Below are 18,860 nucleotides of genomic sequence, written 5' to 3'. Positions count from 1 at the left end.
GACTCTCCCCTCAGTGATTGACACTACGCAACACGTTGTCGACGGCCGTGCCGAGCTTGTCGACGATCTGATCGATCTCATCTGCCGAAGCGATATAGGGCGGCGCAAGCAGCACATGGTCGCCGCGGACGCCGTCCACAGTGCCGCCGCCGGGATAGCAGCCGAGCCCGTTGGCGAAGGCCTCCGCCTTGATCTTCTGGTTCAGCTTGAGCGCGGGATCGAACGAGGTGCGGCTGGCGCGATCGGCGACGAGCTCGATCGCCCAGAACAGGCCGCGGCCCCTGATGTCGCCGACATGGCGGTGATTGCCGAAGCGCTCGGTCAGCCGCTGCTCGAGCTGTCTGCCGCGCTGCTTCACCTGCTCAAGCAGATTGTCCTCGCGGATCACGTCCTGCACCGCGAGCGCGGCCGCGCAGGCCAGCGGGTGCGCGAGATAAGTGTGGCCATGTTGGAACGCGCCGGAGCCTGCGCGGATCGTGTCGATGATCTTGCCGCTCGCGAGCATCGCGCCGATCGGCTGGTAGCCGCCGCCGAGGCCCTTGGCGATCGCCTGGATATCAGGCGCGACGCCTTCCTGCTCCCAGGCATGCGTGGTGCCGGTGCGGCCCATGCCGCACATGACCTCGTCGAGGATGAGCAGGGCGCCGTGCCGGTCGCAGATCTCGCGCACCGCCTTGAAGTAGCCGTCCGGGGCAGTCACGGCGCCGGCGGTGGCGCCGACGACGGGCTCGGCCAGGAATGCCGCGACGGTGTTGGGCCCGAGCCGCTGAAACTCGGCTTCGAGCTCGGCCGCGAGCCGCGCCACGAACTGCGCATCGGATTCACCGTCGTGCTTCTCGTGATAGGCAAAGGCCGGGGTCACGTGACTGAAGGCGGCCGAGAGCAGCGGCGCGTAAGGCGCGCGCCGCCAGGCGTTGCCGCCGGCCGCGAGCGCGCCGAGCGTGTTGCCGTGATAGCTCTGCCGCCGTGCGATGAAATGCTGCCGCTGCGGCTCGCCGCGCTCGATGAAATATTGCCGCGCCAGCTTGATGCTGGCCTCGATCGCCTCCGATCCGCCGCTGACGAAATAGGCATAGGCGAGGCCGCCGGGCTCGTGCCCGACCAGCCGCTCGGCCAGCGCCTCGGCCGGCTCGGAGGAGAAGAAAGCGGTGTGCGCATAGGCCAGCGTCGAGGCCTGCTTCGCCATCGCCGCGATCACGCGCGGATGCTGGTGGCCGAGACAGGAGACCGCGGCGCCGCCGGAGGCGTCGATCACGCGGCGGCCATCCTCGGCAAAGAGATAGACGCCTTCGCCGCCGATCGCCTTGGGCGGCGTTTCGCGGAGCGAACGGTGCAGCACGCGGCTGGTGCGAGCGGCCATGGGTCAACCTTTCTCTGAGACGTAGGTAGAAGCCGCGGCGAGCCGGGCCTCGGTATTTTCAAGGCGCTTCTTCGCAGCGATGCCGCCGAGCGAGAACGTGACCGCGGCGAGCGACTGCGCGATGGCGATGGCGCCGGTGAGGCTGGGGAAGAAGCCGGGCGATGAGGCCGCCTCGAACAGCAGCACGTGGTCGGCGCCCTCGGCCATCGGTGCCGACAAGCTGTCCGCGATGGCGATCAGCGTTGCGCCGCCGCGATGCGCGGCTTGCGCCACGCGGACGCTCGCATGGGTGTAAGGCAGGAAGCCGACGACGATGACGGCCTCGCCGGGCCGGAACGCGCCGAGATCGAGATCGTCGGGGCCGGACACGCCGACGAGTTGCACCTGCTCGGGGCGAAACAGCCGCAGTTCGTAATTCAAGAGCTCCGCGACGCTGCGGCAGCTGCGATAGCCGGCAATCCAGATCCGCTTGGCCTCGTGCAGCGCACGGGCCGCGTCCGCGATCGGCTGCGCTGGAATACGCGGGAGGCCGGCCGCTTCGGCCTCGAGCTTGTCAGCGATGAACGCGGCATCCGCGTTGGGCCCGTGGCGGCGGCTCTTCGCGCGGCCGGAGAAGGGCGAGGTCTGCGACGGCCGCCGCGCTTCCGTCAGCGCCGCACGGAGTTCGTCCCAGCCGGAATAGCCGATCGCCTTGGCAAGCCGCGTGAACGCGGCGGGATCGGCGCCGGCTTCGGCCGCGAGATCGCGCATCGAACGGGTGGTGGCGTCATAGTCATTGGCGGCGACGAAGCGGCCGACCTCCTGCAGGCGCAGGGGGAGCGATGGCAATGCAATGCGCAGTTCGCTCAGGGGCGAGGATTTCGCGGGCTCGGCCATGAAACATTTGTTGCATGGATCTGAGTTTGGTGCAACAGTTGACGTGCGCCGCCGGAAATCGCTGCATTTCGAGAAGGATTTTTGTGCTGTGACCGACGATCACCCCAGGCCGCCGCCGCGCCGCAGTTTCCTCGCGCCCGGGCGCAACGAATTGAAGGGCCTGTTCTGGCAGGTTCTGGTCGTCGGCATCGTGCTCGCCGTCGTCGCCTTCCTCTGGTCCAACACAGTCACCAACCTCTCGGCTCGCCGCATCACGACCGGTTTTGCCTTTCTCGGCCGCGAAGCCGGCATGCCGATCGCCGACAGCCTGCTCGCCTACAATCCCCGAGATACCTACCTCTGGGCCTTCGTCGTCGGCATCGCCAACACGCTGCGCGTCGCCGTGATCGGCATCGTGCTGGCGACGATCCTGGGCACGCTGGTCGGCATCTCGCGGCTGTCGGCGAACTGGCTGCTGTCACGGCTTGCTGCGGTCTATGTCGAGACGCTCCGCGACATCCCGCTGCTGCTCCAGCTCCTGTTCTGGTACGTGCTGATGCAGGCCCTGCCGGCCGCGCGTGCGGCGTGGCGACCAGTCGAGGGCGTGTTCCTGTCCAATCGCGGCTTGATCCTGCCGGCGATCCCGGTAGGCTCGCCGCAGCTATGGGTGCTCGTCACGGCGGTGCTCGGGCTTGTCGTGTTCTACTTCATCAGGCGATGGCTGATTGCGCAGCAGATGCGCGATGGCAAGCCGCGGGCGGCCTGGCCCTTTGCGATTGGCCTCATCCTCGCGTTGCCCGCGACGGTGTCCGTGCTGCTCGGGGTGTCCTGGTCGATCGAATGGCCGCAGTTGCGCGGTTTCAATTTCGTCGGCGGCCTGACGCTCGCGCCGGAGTATTTTGCGTTGCTGATCGCGCTTGTCACCTACACCTCGGCCTTCATCGCCGAGATCGTGCGCAGCGGCATCCAGTCGGTGCCGCGCGGCCAGTGGGATGCCGCCAATGCACTGGGCCTGCGCCGCAGCTTCATGCTGCGGCAGATCATCCTGCCGCAGGCGCTGCGCGTCATCGTGCCGCCGATGACCAGCCAGTATCTCAATCTCACCAAGAACTCCTCGCTCGCGGTCGCGATCGGCTACCAGGACGTGGTCTCGGTCGCCAACACGACGCTGAACCAGACCGGGCAGGCGATCGAGGCGATCGCGCTGATCATGGCGGTGTTCCTGACCATCAGCCTCGGCATCAGCTTCTTCATGAACTGGTACAATGCGCGCATCGCGCTGGTGGAGCGCTGATCATGACTGCCATCACCGACATCCCCGATGCACCGCGGGCGGCCCGCCGCCCGCAGATTGGCAATCCGGTGCTGCGCTGGCTGCGCACCAATCTGTTCTCTTCGATTCCGAATGGCATCCTCACGGTCGTGCTGCTGGCGGTGCTCGCCAAGGGCATCTTCAGCTTCGTGCAGTGGGGTATCGCCAATGCTGTCTGGCTCACGCCCACGAATGACTCCACTGCCTGCAAAGCGGTGCGCGGCCTCGGCGCCTGCTGGGCGGTCATCCCCGAAAAATATCGTTTCATCCTGTTCGGCACCTATCCGTTCGACGAGCAGTGGCGGCCGGCGTTGTCCGTGGTGCTGTTCATTGCGCTGTTCTATCTCTCCACCCGCCGCGCGCTGTGGCGGCGCGAGCTGGCCTTTCTCTGGATCGGCGCGCTCGCGCTGATCAGCGTGCTGATGTGGGGCGGAGTGTTCGGGCTCTCCTTTGTCTCGCAGGACCGCTGGGGCGGCCTGCCGGTGACGCTGATCCTGGCGACGTTCGGATTGGCATTCGGCTTCCCGCTGGGCATTCTCGTCGCGCTCGGCCGGCGGTCGAAGCTGCCGGCGATCCGCTCGCTCAGCGTGCTCTATGTCGAGCTGATCCGCGGCGTGCCGCTGGTGAGCCTGCTGTTCATGGCGAGCGTGATGTTTCCGCTGTTCATGCCCAGCGGCTTCAACATCGACAAGCTGCTGCGCGCGCAGATCGCGATCATCCTGTTCGCGGGGGCCTATCTTGCCGAGGTCATCCGCGGCGGCCTCCAGGCCGTGCCGCGCGGGCAGTATGAGGCCGCTGATGCGCTGGGGCTGTCCTACTGGCGCAAGCACCGCCTGATCGTTCTGCCGCAGGCGATCCGCCACGTCATCCCGCCGCTGGTGAACACCTTCATCGCCTTCTTCAAGGACACCAGCCTCGTCCTGATCATCGGCATCTTCGACCTGCTGACGACGGCCAAGACCGCGATCATCGATCCCGCCTGGCAGCAGTTCTCCGTCGAAGTCTACATCTTCGTCGCCGCGATCTATTTCGTGTTCTGCTTCGCGATGTCGCGCTACAGCCGGAGCCTCGAAGCTCACACCGCCGCGAGGTAATCCGCAAAGCACGAAATGTTTATGCCGCGCCTATGGCAGGAGCCCGGATTCAGACTGGGAATCCTACGTTGCGACATCCACCTCTTATTTGCTGGTGGGCTTCAACAAGAGGCACGTCAAATCATGATGAAATCTGTTCTCGCCGCGTCGGCCGTTCTGGTCGCGCTTTGCTCCGCTGCCGACGCCCGCGACGTGGTGCACCATCCATCCATGGCTTCGGAAGCCACCGTCCGGATGTCACAGTCCCCTCCGGGTTTCACGGCCAACGCGGCTATGACGGAGGATTCGGGCTACGACGCGCATCAGTATCACGGTGGCCCGAAGGCGAACGATTAGGGCACAAGGATGCCGGCGCCGGGGGACAATCAAGGTCCCCCGGTGCGGCCCGTATTAAGCCTTGACCTTCGGGTCGATCGGCGTCGTCCCGCGCAGGCCCAGAATGTCCTCGAGCAGCTTTGCGCCCGCGATCACCTGCGCATCCGCGCGCGGCGCACCGACGACCTGCACGCCCACGGGCAGGCCCGACGCGGTGAACCCGCAAGGCAGCGACAGCGATGGACAGCAGGCGAGCGTGATGGCGTAGACGATACCGAGCCATTCGACATAGTTCTCGAACTTCTTGCCCGCGCATTCGGCGACATAGCGATGCTCGATCGGGAAGGGCGGCACGATCGTGGTCGGCGTCAGCAGCAGATCGTAGGTCTTGAAGAACTCGACCGCGCGGGCGGTCATGCCGACGCGCTGCGCCTCGGCCCGGGCGAGTTGCTCGACCGTGAGCTTGAGACCTTCCTCGATGTTCCAGATCACCTCGGGCTTGAGCAGGTCGCGCTTGGTGCGCAGCAGATTGGCCTTGGTGATCGCGAAGTCGAAGGCGCGCAGCACGTGGAAGCATTCATGCGCTTCGCGCCAGTCCGGATGCGCTTCCTCGACGATGGCGCCGGCTTCCGCGAAGCGTTCCGCCGCCTTGCGCGTGATCGCCTTGACCTCGGGATCAACGGGCGTGATGCCGAGATTGGGCGAATAAGCGATGCGCTTGGGCTTCTTGCCCGACTGTGCCGCCGACAGGAACGAGGTCGTGGGCGCCGGCAGCGACAGCGGATCGTCCGCATAATCGCCACTCATCGCGTCGAGCAGCAGTGCGAGGTCTTCGACGTTGCGCGCCATCGGGCCGACGACGCCGAGATTGCGGTCGATGCCGGATTTGGGGGTATGCGCGACCCGGCCGATGCTCGGCCGCATGCCGACGACGCCGCAGAACGCCGCGGGGCTGCGCAAGCTGCCGCCCATGTCAGAGCCCTGCGCGAGCCAGGCCATGCCGGTCGCGAGCGCCACGGCGGCGCCGCCCGAGGAGCCCGCGGCCGACTTCGACGTATCCCAGGGATTGAGCGTCGCGCCGAACACCTCGTTGAAGGTGTTGGCGCCGGCTCCGAATTCCGGCGTGTTCGATTTGGCGTAGACGACTGCACCGTTGGCCTCGAGGTTCTCGACCATGAGGTCGGACGTCGCGGGGATGTTGTCCTTGAAGATCGGCGAGCCCTGGGTGTTCAAGACGCCAGCGACGTCGGTCAGGTCCTTGATCGGCAGCGGCAGGCCCGCGAGCAGCCCGCGCGCGCCGGCAGGCTTCCGCATCAGCGTCTTGGCATAGTCTCGCGCGCGATCGAAGCATAGTGTCGGCAGCGCATTGACCTTGCCGTCGACCTCCTTGACGCGCTTCTCCACCACATCGAGCAGCTCGAGTGGCGAGACGTCGCCGGAACGCAGCTTGTCGACGACGGCGCAGGCGGTTTCACGGATCAGGTCTTGAGACAATTATTTTACTCCTGTGCTTATTTTAGTCCGTCATTGCGAGCGAAGCGAAGCAATCCAGACTGCCACCGCGGCCACATTCCTGGATTGCTTCGCTTCGCTCGCAATGACGACGATAGAGTTAACCCCAGCCGGCGCTGATGCCGCCGTCCACCGTATAGATCACGCCCGACGTATAGCCGGCGCGATCCGATGCGAGGAACGCCATGAGATCACCGATCTCGCGCGCATGCGCAGGCCTGCCGAGCGGCAGGCTCTTCTGGAATTCCTTGTAGCGGCTCTCGTCGCCGAACTGATGCTTTGCCCGAGTCTTGAGCAGGGTGACGTGGCGATCGGTGCCGACAGGGCCGGGATTGATGCCGACCACGCGGATATTGTCGGCGAGGCTTTTGCCGCCGAGCGCACGGGTGAAGGCCATCAGCGCAGCATTGCCGGCGCTGCCGCAGATGTAGTTGGCGTCGAACTTCTCGCCGGCGGCACCGATGTCGTTGACGATGACACCGCCGCCCTTCGCCTTCATCTGCGCGTAGATCTGCCGCGTCAGGTTGATGTAGCCGAACACTTTCAATTCCCAGGCGTGGCGCCAGGTCGCCTCGTCGATCTTGTCGATCGAGCCGCCGGGGATGTCGCCGGCATTGTTGACCAGAATGTCGATGTCGGCTGCTTCCCTGGCGAGTCGCGCCAGGTCGTCGTCATTGCGCAGGTCCACGACGCTCGTCGTGGCATCGATCTGGTGCGCGGAGCGCAGGCGGTCCGCCAACGCCTTGAGCTGGTCGCCGCTGCGGGCGGCGAGCAGCAGGTTTGCGCCTTCCTCGGCAAACGCCTCGGCGGCGGCTGCGCCAATGCCCTTGGACGCGCCCGTGATCAGGACGCGCTTGCCACGCAGATGCAGATCCATGAGGGGTACTCGCTCGGTGGGAAACAGGATGAAATCAGTAGGCGCTCGGCCGCGCCATGGTCAACATTGCAGTGCAGCGTTGCACTGCCGCTGACTTTGGTCCATTGCAGTGCGGTCAAAAAGGCGGCGGCTGCCGGACCAACCAAGGACGTTCTCGATGAGCAAGAAACAATACCGGATCGCAGTCATTCCCGGCGACGGCATCGGCAAGGAAGTGATGCCGGAAGGCCTGCGCGTCCTGGAGGCCGCTGCGAAGAAGCACGGCGTGTCCCTGCAGTTCGACCATTTCGACTTCTCGTCCTGGGACTATTACGAGAAGCACGGCCAGATGATGCCGGATGACTGGAAGGAGAAGATCGGCAAGCACGATGCGATCTATTTCGGCGCGGTCGGCTGGCCCGCCAAGATTCCGGATCACGTCTCGCTGTGGGGCTCGCTGATCAAATTCCGCCGCGAGTTCGACCAGTACGTGAACTTGCGTCCGGTGCGCCTGATGCCCGGCGTGCCGTCGCCGCTGGCCAACCGCAAGCCCGGCGATATCGATTTCTGGGTGGTGCGCGAGAACACCGAAGGTGAATATTCCTCGGTCGGCGGCCGCATGTTCCCCGACACTGATCGCGAGTTCGTGACGCAGCAGACGGTGATGACCCGCACCGGCGTCGACCGCATCCTGAAGTTCGCTTTCGAGCTCGCGCAGTCGCGGCCGAAGAAGCACCTGACCTCGGCGACCAAGTCGAACGGCATCTCCATCACCATGCCCTATTGGGACGAGCGCGTGGAGGCGATGGCCAAGAAGTTCCCGGGCGTGAAGTGGGACAAGTACCACATCGACATTCTGACCGCGAACTTCGTGCTGCATCCGGACTGGTTCGACGTCGTGGTCGGCTCCAACCTGTTCGGCGACATCCTGTCCGATCTCGGCCCGGCCTGCACCGGCACGATCGGCATCGCGCCGTCGGGCAATATCAATCCTGAGGGCGATTTCCCGTCGGTGTTCGAGCCGGTCCACGGCTCGGCGCCCGATATCGCGGGGCAGGGCATTGCCAACCCGATCGGCATGATCTGGTCCGGCGCGATGATGCTCGAGCACCTCGGCGAGAAGGCCGCCGGCAAGTCGATCGTCGAGGCGATCGAGCGCACCCTGGCCGAGCGCACGCTGCGGACCAAGGACCTCGGCGGTAATGCCGACACCACCGCCTGCGGCAAGGCGGTCGCGGATATGGTGGATTGAGGCGGGGGTGACCCTGCGTAGGGTGGGTTAGCCCGCGGCTGCGCAAAGCGCAGTCCGCTGGCGTAACCCACCTCTTTCTCCTCCGCGGATGCCAACAGTGGTGGGTTACGCCGAGCAGATGCGCTTTGCGCATCTGCAGGGCTAACCCACCCTACAGATTACTTCGCTGCTCTGTCCGGGACGACAGCGGTGGTGCTATCAGCCCACGATCTCCTCGATCGCGGCCTGATCCAGCCCGAACTTCTTCCCGGCCTCGATAATCTCCTGCCAGGTGGTGGGATCGACCGGAATGCCTCCCGCGAGGCGCTTCTTCTTGGTTTCGCGCTCGGGCTCGCCGGCGATCTTCACCTTGTCGACACCGGGGCCAGGAGGCGAGCCGGTGTGCCAGGCGACGAAGCTTTCGACTTCACTCGCGAGGTTTTCGCCGGTGCCGAGCTTGTCCGGATCGATGATGATCGAGAGCATGCCGTTGAGGACGTTGTACTTGCCGTCCGATGGGCCCTTGACCACCTGTCCGCCCGAGAGCGCGCCGCCGAGGATTTCGCACACCAGCGCGAGCCCCGAGCCCTTGTGCTCGCCGAACGGCAGGATGGCGCCGTACGGCGGGATCACGGTGTAGCGCGGGTTGACGGTCGGCTTGCCTTCGTTGTCGATGATGGTGCCGGGCTCGAGTTCGGCGCCCTTGTTGTGGGCGACACGGGTCTTGCCCTGCGCGATCCTGCTGGTGGCGAAGTCGAGCACGATCGGCTCTTTCCCCCTGCGCGGGATGCCGACGCAGAACGGGTTGGTGCCGTGACGCGCATCGCTGCCACCCCAGGGCGCCACGATCGGGCGCGAGATCACGTTGACGAAATGGATCGAGACCAGCCCGTGGTCGATGCACTGCTCGGCCCAATGGCCGATGCGGCCGATATGGTGCGAGTTGGAGAGGCCGACGAGGCACACGCCGTTGCGCTTGGCGCGCTCCGCCGCCAGCTCCATCGTTTCATGGCCGATCACCTGGCCGTAGCCGGTGAGGCCGTCGAGGGTGAGAAGGGGACCCGTGTCGAGCACGATCTTGACGTGCTGGTTCACGGCGAGGCCGCCATTGGTGACGCTCTGGACATAGCGCGGGATCATGCCGACGCCGTGGGAATCATGTCCCTTGAGATTGGCTTCGACGAGATTGGTGGACACGAGATCGGCTTCGCGGTCGGTAGATCCGCCCGCCTTGACGATGGCGCGGATGGCGTTGGTGAGCGGTTCTGCCTTGATGGTGCGATAGTCGGCCATTGTTGTTGCTCTTATCCTTTCACGATCCGGCGGCAATGGACCCATGCCGCTTCAATCAGGTTTTCGCTGGCTTCCGGCGTGCGGAAGGCGGAATGCGCCGACAGCGTCACGTTCGGAATCCTGGTGAGGGGATGATCGCCGGGCAGGGGCTCGATGTTGAAGACATCGAGGCCGGCATGGCGGATATGGCCCGATTTCAGCGCGTCGATCATCGCCTGCTCGTCGACAATGGCGGCGCGGGCGGTGTTGACGAAGATGACGCCCGGCTTCATTTTCGCGATTGTCTCGCGCGTGATCATGCCGCGCGTCTCGTCGTTGAGCAGCAGATGCAGCGACACGACGTCGCTCCGCGCCAGCAGCGTGTCGAGATCGGTGAACTCGACGCCCGGATGGCTCTTCGGCGAGCGGTTCCAGGCAATCACCTTCATGCCGCTGCCGGAGGCGATGCGCGCGACCTCGGCTGCGATGCCGCCAAAGCCGATCAGGCCGAGCGTCTTGCCGGTGAGTTGCATGCCGTCCTCGCGCAACCAGCTTCCGGCGCGCATCTCGCGGTCCATCATGGCGATGACGCGGGCCGAGGCCCACATCAGTGCGATCGCGGATTCTGCGACCGCGGTATCACCATAGCCCTTGATCAGGTGCACGGAGATGCCGAGCTCGGCGAGCTCCTCCGGGTTCATATAGCTGCGTGCGCCGGTGCCGAGGAACACGACGTGCTTCAATCCTGCGCACTTCTTCGCGACCTCGGTCGGAAGCGCCGTGTGGTCGACGATCGCGATCTCGGCGCCATCAAGGATCTCAGGATATTGCTCGGGCTTGATGTCGGGATCCCTGTGGATCCGCACCTTGGGATCGTCCGGCTTCTCCAGTCGCTCCATGATCACGGCGAGGGCTTCGTTGGCGTCGACGAAAACTCCGCGCATGGTTCTCTCCGGTCAGGATGCGACGCCGGCGATCGCCAGCACGGTGTGCATGAGCACGTTGGTCCCCGCGGCGCAGTCGGGCTGCGTCGCGTCTTCCAGCTCGTTATGGCTGATGCCGTCCTTGCACGGCACGAACACCATCGCCGCCGGCATCACGGTGTTGAGGTTGCAGGCGTCGTGACCGGCGCCGGAGGTGATGCGGCGCGAGGAATAGCCGAGCGTCTTCGCCGCGTTCTCGACCGCTGCGATCAGCTTGGGGTCGAAATGCGTCGGCGGCTTGCGCCAGACGAGGTCGATCTTCACGTCGACCTTGCGGCGCGCGGCGATCTCGGTAATGGCGGCGCGCAGATCGCGGTCGAGCGCATCCATGATCGCGCCATCGGCGCTGCGGCAATCCATGGTGAAGGCGATCTCGCCGGGGATGACGTTGCGCGAGGGATTTGCGATCACGGCTTCGCCGATGGTGCCGACCGCGTTCGGCCCGTGCTTCTTGGCGATGGCCTCCATCGCCAGCACGATCTCGGACAGCGTTGCCAGCGCATCGCGCCGCAGCGGCATCGGCGTCGAGCCCGCATGGCTCTCGAAGCCGGAAATCTTGCCGTCGTACCAGAGCACGCCCTGGCCGGAATCGACCACGCCGATGGTCTTGCCTTCGGCTTCGAGGATCGGTCCCTGCTCGATGTGCAGCTCGACGAAGCAGCCAAGCTTCTGGAAACCGACCGGCTTCTCGCCGCGATAGCCGATGCTGTCGAGCGCCTGGCTGACGGTGGTGCCGTCGATATCCTTGCGCGACAGGATGTCGTCGGTGGTGAAATCGCCGACATAGGCCGCGGAGGCCATCATCGCCGGCGCGAAGCGCGAGCCTTCCTCGTTGGTCCAGTTGACGATGCAGATCGGCGCGTCGGTCTCGATGCCGGCGTCGTTCAGCGTGCGGATCACTTCCAGCGCGCCGAGCGTTCCCAGGATGCCGTCATACTTGCCGCCGGTCGGCTGGGTGTCGAGATGCGAGCCGATGCCGACGGGCAGCTTCGACATGTCGCGGCCCTTGCGCAGGCCGAACTGCGAGCCGAGCGCGTCGACGTGGACTTCCAGCCCGGCGTCTTCGCAAGCCTTGCGGAACCAGTCGCGCACCTGCTTGTCTTCGGCGCTCAGTGTCAGTCGCCGCACACCGCCTTTGGCTGTCCCGCCGAATTGCGCGGTCTCGTGGATGGAGCCCCACAGGCGGGCGGAATCGATTTGCAGGTTGGTGGCGGCTCGGCTCATGCGTTGGGTCTCTCGATTATCCGGCGCCTTTTTCAATGACCCGCCAGCGCGGGCGCGTCAACCGCGAGGCTGCTCTGCGCAATCTGCCGTGCAAGCTCGGCGACGCGCTCCACCGCGACGACGTCGGGCGAGGCGAGCCAGCTCGCGGTGAACGTCAGCGGCGCGATCGCAAGATCTGTGTCGAGCAGTTGCAGCCGCCCGTCGGCCAGCTCGTTCTCGACGATGGCGTCCGGGATCACGGCGATGCCGAGGCCTTCGACCGCCATGTGAATGACGGTTGCCAGGGAAGCGGACGCATGCAGCCGGATCGGCGGCAGCTCCGGCCGGTCGAACACCTCGCGCACGACCTCGTAAGGCCTGGTCTTGCGCGGGAAGGTGATGATCGGAAACCGCGCCAGCTCGGCGCGCGTCACCGGGCCGTTGCCTAGACCGAGCGAGGGGCTTGCGAGAAATCCGATCGGATAATCGGCGAGCACGCGATTGTGCACGCCGGAGGCCGACAGCGGTCCCACGACGAAGGCCAGCTCGATCTCCTGTGCGAGCAGGCGCGCGGTGAGGTTCGGCGTGATGTCGACCTCGATCTCCAGCGACAGGTTCGGATAGACCTCGTTCACGCTCTTGACGAGGCGCGGCAGCCAAGTGTGCACGATGGTCTCGGCGACACCGAGACGCATCACCCCGCGCATCGCCGAGCGGTCGCCGATCTCCGCCATCATCTGAGCGCGCAGGCCGATCAGCTTTTCCGCATAGACCATCATCTGCCGTCCGCTCGGCGTCGGCGAGGCGACGCGATGGTCGCGGTTGAGGAGCTTGACGCCCATCTCGCGCTCGAGCTGGGCGATGCGCTGGGAGATCGCCGGCTGGGTCGTATTGAGCCTTGCTGCGGCGCCGCGAAAGCTGCCGAGCTTCACAACCCAGAGAAAGGTTTCGATCGACCTGAAGTCCAGCATTGGAAGGATTTTCCCGATCGATAAATTGGATTTATCGATATCGATTAGAAAGGAAGATTAGACTTTATAGCACGCTTGGTGTTGGCTGTCTTTGTCGAGTTTATAGGCAGGTCTATCCGATGACTGTTTTGGTGGCAGCGCAGCAAACTGAAACACCCGACAGCCTCCCGAGCCGTCAGGCCCGGCTCGCCTATCGTGGCGGCGAGGTGGGTTCCACCGCCGGCGTCGCCCCCGGCTTCGTCCAGGGCAATCTGGCGATCCTACCGGCCGAATATGCCGGCGCCTTTCACCGCTTCTGCCAGCTCAATCCAAAACCGTGCCCGATCATCGGCATGTCCGACGTGGGCAGCCCGTACATCCCCGCGCTCGGCGCCGATCTCGACATCCGCACCGACGTGCCGCGCTACCGAATCTGGCGCGACGGTGAAGTGGTGGAAGAGCCGACCGACGTCACCAGGTTCTGGCGGGATGACCTCGTGACCTTCGTGCTCGGCTGCTCGTTCTCGTTCGAGGAGGCGCTGCTCGACGAGGGCATGCCGATCCGCCACATCGAAGAGAACGTGCGCGTGCCGATGTACCGCACCAACATCGCCTGCGGCGAGGCCGGTCCTTTCGCCGGCCCCATGGTGGTGTCGATGCGCCCGTTCAAGCCGGCCGATGCGATTCGCGCGGTGCAGATCACCTCGCGCTATCCCGCCGTGCATGGCGCGCCCGTGCATCTCGGCCATCCGCATCTGATCGGCATCAAGGACATCGCCAAGCCCGACTACGGTGATCCCGTACCTGTCGCCGCCGACGAGATCCCGGTGTTCTGGGCCTGCGGCGTCACGCCGCAATCGGTCATCAACGCCGCCAAGCTGCCGTTCGCGATCACGCATTCGCCGGGCCTGATGCTGGTGACGGACCTGAAGAACAGGACCATGGCCGTGATTTAGTAGGCAGCGTTTGCTGCTTCTTCAGGCTTTACGCTCTCCACCAATCACTTCATTCGATACGCGCAAATTCAGTAACAGGAAATCCACCCATGACGATCACTCGCCGCGACGTTCTGCTCGGAGCTACCGCAACCGCCGCGTTGATGCCGCTAGCCGCACGCGCGCAAACGTCGGAAGTCGTGATCGGCGTGATCTATCCGTTCTCCGGCGGCAGCGCCCAGCAGGGCGTCGATGCGCAGAAGGCCTATGAGACCGCGCTCGAGGTCATCAACAAGGACACCGATTTCGATCTGCCGCTGGCCAAGGGCGAGGGTCTGCCGGGTCTCGGCGGCGCCAAGGTGCGTCTCGTCTTCGCCGACCACCAGGCCGATCCGCAGAAGGGCCGCGCCGAAGCCGAGCGCCTGATCACGCAGGAGAAGGTCTCCGCCATCATCGGCACCTATCAGAGCGCCGTCGCCGTCACCGTCAGCCAGATCTGCGAACGGTACCAGATCCCGTTCGTCTCGGCCGACAACTCCTCGCCGAGCCTGCATCGCCGCGGCCTCAAATATTACTTCCGCGCCGCCCCGCACGACGAAATGTACTCGGCTGCGATGTTCGACTTCTTCGATGCCATGAAGAAGAAGGGCACCAAGATCGAGACGCTGTCGCTGTTCCACGAGGATACCATCTTCGGCACCGACTCGGGCAACGCCCAGGCCAAGATCGCCGGCGAGCGCGGCTACAAGATCGTCACCGACATCAAGTATCGCGCCAACTCGCCCTCGCTCTCGGCCGAGGTGCAGCAGCTCAAGACCGCCAATGCCGACGTGCTGATGCCGTCGAGCTACACCACCGACGGCATCCTGCTGGTCAAGACCATGGCCGAGCTCGGCTACAAGCCGAACGCGATCGTGGCGCAGGACGCCGGCTTCTCCGAGAAGGCGCTCTATGACGCCGTCGGCGACAAGCTCGAAGGCGTGATCTCGCGCGGCACCTTCTCGCTCGACCTCGCGCAGAAGCGCCCGATGGTCGGCAAGATCAACGAGATGTTCAAGGCGCGCTCGGGCAAGGACTTCAACGACCTCACCTCGCGCCAGTTCATGGGCCTGATCATCCTCGCCGACGCGATCAACCGCGCCAAGTCGGCCGACGGCGAGAAGATCCGCGACGCGCTGGCCGCCACCGACATCCCGGGCGAGCAGACCATCATGCCCTGGAAGCGCGTCAAGTTCGACGAGGCCGGCCAGAACAACGACGCCGATCCGGTGCTGCTGCAATATATCGGCGGCAAGTTCGTCACCATCTTCCCGCCGCAGGCCGCGATCGCGGAAGCGACCTGGCCGATGAAGTAAGCGCTGCGGGGGCAGCGGAGCAAATCGAGATCGTCGCACGAGCCTCGTCATTGCGAGGAGCCGCGACAAAATTGCGGAGCAATTTTGCGCTGGCGACGAAGCAATCCAGACTATTGCCGCAGAGGCATCTCTGGATTGCTTCGCTTCGCTCGCAATGACGGAGCAAACGATGACGTTTCGAACGGGGGACTAGAGTTGACAGCCCAAGCCATTATCCAGAGTCTCGCGAGCGGCCTTCTCATGGGCTTGCTCTACGGGCTGATCGCGGTCGGCCTCGCGCTGATCTTCGGCCTGATGGACGTCACGAACTTCGCCCATGGCGAGTTCCTGATGATCGCGATGTACCTGTCCTTCTTCCTGTTCGCGTTCTTCGCGATCGATCCCTTGCTGTCCGCACCGCTGGTGGCGGCGGCGCTCTTCATCTTTGGGGCGGTGGTCTACTTGTTAATTGTACGCTTCGCCATGCGGGCCAAGGCCAATGCCGGCATGGTGCAGATCTTCACCACTTTCGGCCTGGCCATCGTGATGCGCGGCCTCGCGCAGTACTTCTTCACGCCTGATTATCGCAGCATCCCGCAGTCCTGGCTCGGCGGCAAAACCATCTCGGTGGCCGGGATCTTCCTGCCGGAGCCGCAACTGGTCGGCGCGCTGGTCTCGATCGCGGCCTTCGCCGGTCTCTACTTCTTCATCCACCGCACCGACTTCGGCCGCGCGCTGGAAGCCACGCGTGAAGATCCCGGTGCGGTCGCGCTCGTCGGCATCGACAAGAACCGCGTGTTCGCGTTCGGTTGGGGCCTTGGCGCCGCGCTGGTCGGCCTCGCCGGTGCGATCATGGCGGTGTTCTTCTACATCTATCCCGACGTCGGCGCGTCCTTCGCGCTCATCGCCTACGTCACGGTGGCGCTCGGCGGCTTCGGCAGCGTGTTCGGCGCCTTCGCCGGCGGCATCATCGTCGGCCTCGTCGAGGCGGTGACCGCACTGGTGCTGCCGCCGTCGCTGAAATCGGTCGGCATCTACGCCGTCTATCTCCTCGTCGTCTTCATCCGGCCGCGTGGCCTGTTCGGGTCGATGTGATGGACAAGAATTTTGCCGCGCGGCGCCGCCGCGACCTCATCATCGCCGCGGTCCTGGCCGGGCTCGCAGCCCTCGCACCGCTGTTCATCAAGGATGTCTACGTCCAGAACATCCTGATCCTGACCCTGATGTACGCGGCGCTGTCGCAGAGCTGGAACATCCTGTCCGGCTATTGCGGGCAGATCTCGCTGGGCCACGCGCTCTATTTCGGCATCGGCGCCTACACCACCGAGCTGCTGTTCACCAAGTTCGGCGTGCTGCCCTGGTTCGGCATGCTCGCCGGCGGCGTCATCGCGGCGATCATCGCGATGGGGCTCGGCTATCCCTTCTTCCGCCTGCGCGGCCATTACTTCGTGATCGCGACCATCGTCATCGCCGAGATCGGCCTGCTGCTGTTCCAGAACTGGGAGTGGGCGGGCGCTGCGATGGGCATCACCGTTCCCGTGCGCGGCGACAGCTGGCTGAAATTCCAGTTCATGCGCAGCAAGCTGCCGTACTTCTATTTCGCGCTGGTACTGTGTAGCCTCGCCTGGTTCGTCACCTGGTGGCTGGAAGACTCCAAATGGGGTTTCTGGTGGCGCGCGGTGAAGGACAATCCGGAGGCGGCTGAAAGTCTTGGTGTCGTCGTGTTCAACTCCAAGATGGGCGCGGCCGCCGTTTCCGCCTTCCTGGTCGCCATTGGCGGCGCCTTCTATGCGCAGTTCCTTGCCTACATCGATCCTGAAAGCGTGATGGGCTTCCAGTTCTCGCTGCTGATGGCGTTGCCGGCCGTGCTCGGCGGCATCGGCACCCTCTGGGGCCCGGTGCTTGGCGCGGCCATCCTGATCCCGATGACCGAACTGACGCGCTCCTATATCGGTGGCTCCGGCCGCGGCGTCGACCTCATCGTCTATGGCGCACTGATCGTGGCGATCTCGCTGGCTTTGCCGCAGGGATTGGTCAGTCTGTTCTCCCGTTCAAAAGCGAAAGGAGCCACGCGATGACCGCGCTCCTTGAAACCCGCGGCGTCTGGCAGCGGTTCGGCGGCCTCATAGCCAACAGCGACGTCTCGATCTCGGTCGGCCGCGGCGAGATCGTCGGCCTGATCGGCCCCAACGGCGCCGGCAAGTCGACACTGTTCAATCTCATCGCCGGCGTGTTGCCGCCGACCCAGGGTTCGATCTGGTTCGACGGCGAGGATGTCACCCATCTGCCGGCGGCCGTGCGCTGCCAGCGTGGCGTCGGCCGCACCTTCCAGGTGGTCAAGAGCTTCGAGACCATGACCGTCGTCGACAACGTCATCGTCGGTGCGCTCGTGCGCAACACGGTAATGCGCGAGGCGCGCCGCAAGGCGCATGAGGTGCTGGAGTTCACCGGCCTTGCCGCGCGCGCCGACGTGCTCGCGAGCGACCTCGTGCCGGCTGAGAAGCGCCGCCTCGAAGTCGCCCGTGCGCTCGCGACCGAACCGAAACTGCTGCTGCTCGACGAAGTCCTCACCGGCCTCACGCCGACCGAGGCGCAGACCGGCGTGGCGCTGGTGCGCAAGGTGCGCGATGCCGGCATCACCGTGCTGATGGTCGAGCATGTCATGGAGATCGTGATGCCGCTGGTCGATCGCGCCATCGTGCTCGACCTCGGCAAGGTGCTGGTCGAGGGCAAGCCCGCCGACGTCGTCCGCGATCCCAAGGTGATCAAGGCATATCTGGGAGATCGTCATGCTGTCGGTGCATGAAGTCACGACCGCCTATCAGGGCCTGGTCGCGATCTCCGCGGTCAGCATCGAAGTCACCAAGGGCGAGATCGTCTGTGTCGCCGGTGCCAACGGCGCCGGCAAGTCGACGCTGCTCAAGTCGATCGCCGGTGCCGAGCGTCCGCGCTCGGGCACCGTGACCTTCGACGGCAAGCGGCTCAACGGCATGGCGCAGCACCACATCACGGCGGCCGGCATCGCCTATGTGCCGGAGAACCGCCGCCTGTTCCCGCGCCTGTCGGTGCGCGACAATCTTCGCCTCGGCAGCTACCTCTATCGCGGCGAGGCCGATCGCGAAGGTCCGCTCGATCTCGTCTTCAAACTGTTTCCGCGCCTGTCCGAACGTCTCGACCAGCGCGCCGAGACGCTCTCCGGCGGCGAACAGCAGATGCTCGCCATCGGCCGCGCGCTGATGACGCGCCCGCGGCTCCTGATGCTGGACGAGCCCTCGCAGGGCATCATGCCGAAGCTGGTCGATGAAATCTTCCAGGCGGTGAAGCTCATCCGCGACTCCGGCATGACCGTCCTGATCGTCGAGCAGCGCATGGCCGAGTGCCTTGAGATCGCCGACCGCGCCTACATCCTGCAAACCGGCCGCGTGCTGATGCAGGGCCCGTCGGCGGAGATCAGGGGCAATCCGGACGTGCGCAAGGCATATCTGGGGCTGTAGGCGCTAGCACTGTCTCCGCGAGCACTGCCGTCATCCTCTTATGTCCCAAGTCAAGGGGGGAGGCATGAGGAAGGGTTGTCTCCCGGACGTCCGAAAGAAGTGTGAGTGGGATGATCGTGCAAGGGTGGAAGCAGAACCCTGAGACGTCGGTCAA

At 65.1% G+C, this 18,860-nt stretch carries 18 protein-coding genes; 10 read left to right on the top strand and 8 right to left on the bottom strand.

The window, feature by feature from the left end; genetic code table 11:
* Positions 1 to 10: 10 nt before the first annotated feature.
* Both RAD16_RS38415 and RAD16_RS38410 read right to left on the bottom strand, forming a co-directional pair.
* Positions 11 to 1,360, bottom strand: coding sequence for an aspartate aminotransferase family protein (locus RAD16_RS38415; protein WP_458163069.1), 1,350 nt, complete (start codon positions 1,358 to 1,360; stop codon positions 11 to 13).
* A gap of 3 nt (positions 1,361 to 1,363) precedes the next feature.
* A complete protein-coding gene (locus RAD16_RS38410; protein ID WP_458163068.1) occupies positions 1,364 to 2,236 on the bottom strand; it encodes a MurR/RpiR family transcriptional regulator in 873 nt (290 codons plus the stop codon).
* Between the two features lie 88 nt (positions 2,237 to 2,324).
* Between RAD16_RS38410 and RAD16_RS38405 the strand changes: the two genes are divergently transcribed.
* The 3 genes from RAD16_RS38405 (at position 2,325) to RAD16_RS38395 (ending at position 4,957) form a co-directional block, all read left to right on the top strand.
* Positions 2,325 to 3,509, top strand: a complete 1,185-nt coding sequence (locus RAD16_RS38405; RefSeq protein ID WP_458163067.1) for an amino acid ABC transporter permease — start codon at positions 2,325 to 2,327, stop codon at positions 3,507 to 3,509.
* Between the two features lie 2 nt (positions 3,510 to 3,511).
* Positions 3,512 to 4,621, top strand: coding sequence for an amino acid ABC transporter permease (locus RAD16_RS38400; protein WP_458163066.1), 1,110 nt, complete (start codon positions 3,512 to 3,514; stop codon positions 4,619 to 4,621).
* 123 nt (positions 4,622 to 4,744) lie between these two features.
* On the top strand, positions 4,745 to 4,957 hold the full coding sequence (locus RAD16_RS38395; protein ID WP_458163065.1) for a hypothetical protein: 213 nt from the start codon (positions 4,745 to 4,747) through the stop codon (positions 4,955 to 4,957).
* A gap of 54 nt (positions 4,958 to 5,011) precedes the next feature.
* On the opposite strand, the gene RAD16_RS38390 is transcribed toward RAD16_RS38395, so the two are convergent.
* Entirely contained in the window at positions 5,012 to 6,430 is a 1,419-nt protein-coding gene (locus tag RAD16_RS38390; protein WP_458163064.1) for an amidase, read from the bottom strand.
* 118 nt (positions 6,431 to 6,548) lie between these two features.
* Positions 6,549 to 7,325 carry an SDR family oxidoreductase gene (locus tag RAD16_RS38385; RefSeq protein ID WP_458163063.1) on the bottom strand — a complete coding sequence of 259 codons (777 nt, stop codon included), beginning with the start codon at positions 7,323 to 7,325 and terminating at the stop codon, positions 6,549 to 6,551.
* Positions 7,326 to 7,482: 157 nt separating this feature from the next.
* Between RAD16_RS38385 and RAD16_RS38380 the strand changes: the two genes are divergently transcribed.
* On the top strand, positions 7,483 to 8,556 hold the full coding sequence (locus tag RAD16_RS38380; protein ID WP_458163062.1) for a tartrate dehydrogenase: 1,074 nt from the start codon (positions 7,483 to 7,485) through the stop codon (positions 8,554 to 8,556).
* A 198-nt stretch (positions 8,557 to 8,754) separates the two neighbouring features.
* Here the strand turns inward: RAD16_RS38380 and RAD16_RS38375 are convergent, their stop codons facing one another.
* The 4 genes from RAD16_RS38375 to RAD16_RS38360 are packed head-to-tail and all read right to left on the bottom strand — an operon-like array spanning position 8,755 to position 12,964.
* A complete protein-coding gene (locus RAD16_RS38375; protein ID WP_458163061.1) occupies positions 8,755 to 9,828 on the bottom strand; it encodes a malate/lactate/ureidoglycolate dehydrogenase in 1,074 nt (357 codons plus the stop codon).
* 11 nt (positions 9,829 to 9,839) lie between these two features.
* Positions 9,840 to 10,751 (bottom strand): NAD(P)-dependent oxidoreductase, encoded by a 912-nt coding sequence (locus tag RAD16_RS38370; RefSeq protein WP_458163060.1) that lies wholly within the window; start codon positions 10,749 to 10,751, stop codon positions 9,840 to 9,842.
* A gap of 12 nt (positions 10,752 to 10,763) precedes the next feature.
* On the bottom strand, positions 10,764 to 12,014 hold the full coding sequence (locus tag RAD16_RS38365; protein ID WP_458163059.1) for an allantoate amidohydrolase: 1,251 nt from the start codon (positions 12,012 to 12,014) through the stop codon (positions 10,764 to 10,766).
* A gap of 32 nt (positions 12,015 to 12,046) precedes the next feature.
* Entirely contained in the window at positions 12,047 to 12,964 is a 918-nt protein-coding gene (locus tag RAD16_RS38360) for a LysR family transcriptional regulator (RefSeq protein ID WP_458163058.1), read from the bottom strand.
* 119 nt (positions 12,965 to 13,083) lie between these two features.
* On the opposite strand from RAD16_RS38360, the gene RAD16_RS38355 reads away from it, so the two are divergent.
* From RAD16_RS38355 to RAD16_RS38330, 6 genes are all read left to right on the top strand, one after another.
* Positions 13,084 to 13,899, top strand: a complete 816-nt coding sequence (locus tag RAD16_RS38355) for a putative hydro-lyase (RefSeq protein WP_458163057.1) — start codon at positions 13,084 to 13,086, stop codon at positions 13,897 to 13,899.
* An 89-nt stretch (positions 13,900 to 13,988) separates the two neighbouring features.
* Positions 13,989 to 15,233 (top strand): ABC transporter substrate-binding protein, encoded by a 1,245-nt coding sequence (locus RAD16_RS38350; protein WP_458163056.1) that lies wholly within the window; start codon positions 13,989 to 13,991, stop codon positions 15,231 to 15,233.
* Positions 15,234 to 15,428: 195 nt separating this feature from the next.
* Positions 15,429 to 16,307 carry a branched-chain amino acid ABC transporter permease gene (locus RAD16_RS38345; RefSeq protein WP_458163055.1) on the top strand — a complete coding sequence of 293 codons (879 nt, stop codon included), beginning with the start codon at positions 15,429 to 15,431 and terminating at the stop codon, positions 16,305 to 16,307.
* Complete coding sequence (locus tag RAD16_RS38340; RefSeq protein ID WP_458163054.1) at positions 16,307 to 17,290, top strand: branched-chain amino acid ABC transporter permease; 984 nt, start codon at positions 16,307 to 16,309, stop codon at positions 17,288 to 17,290. The genes RAD16_RS38345 and RAD16_RS38340 overlap by 1 nt, the downstream gene beginning before the upstream one ends.
* The gene (locus tag RAD16_RS38335) at positions 17,287 to 18,018 is read left to right on the top strand and encodes an ABC transporter ATP-binding protein (protein WP_458163053.1); all 732 of its coding nucleotides are present in this window, start codon (positions 17,287 to 17,289) and stop codon (positions 18,016 to 18,018) included. The genes RAD16_RS38340 and RAD16_RS38335 overlap by 4 nt, the downstream gene beginning before the upstream one ends.
* Positions 18,002 to 18,706: an ABC transporter ATP-binding protein gene (locus tag RAD16_RS38330; RefSeq protein WP_458163052.1), complete on the top strand. Its 705-nt coding sequence runs from the start codon at positions 18,002 to 18,004 to the stop codon at positions 18,704 to 18,706. Before RAD16_RS38335 ends, RAD16_RS38330 begins: the two co-directional genes overlap by 17 nt.
* Positions 18,707 to 18,860: the final 154 nt, after the last annotated feature.

The organism is Bradyrhizobium sp. 18BD, assembly GCF_054185225.1.
Note: the sequence above shows the minus strand (reverse complement) of the source record. Positions and strands in the feature narration are given on the sequence as shown.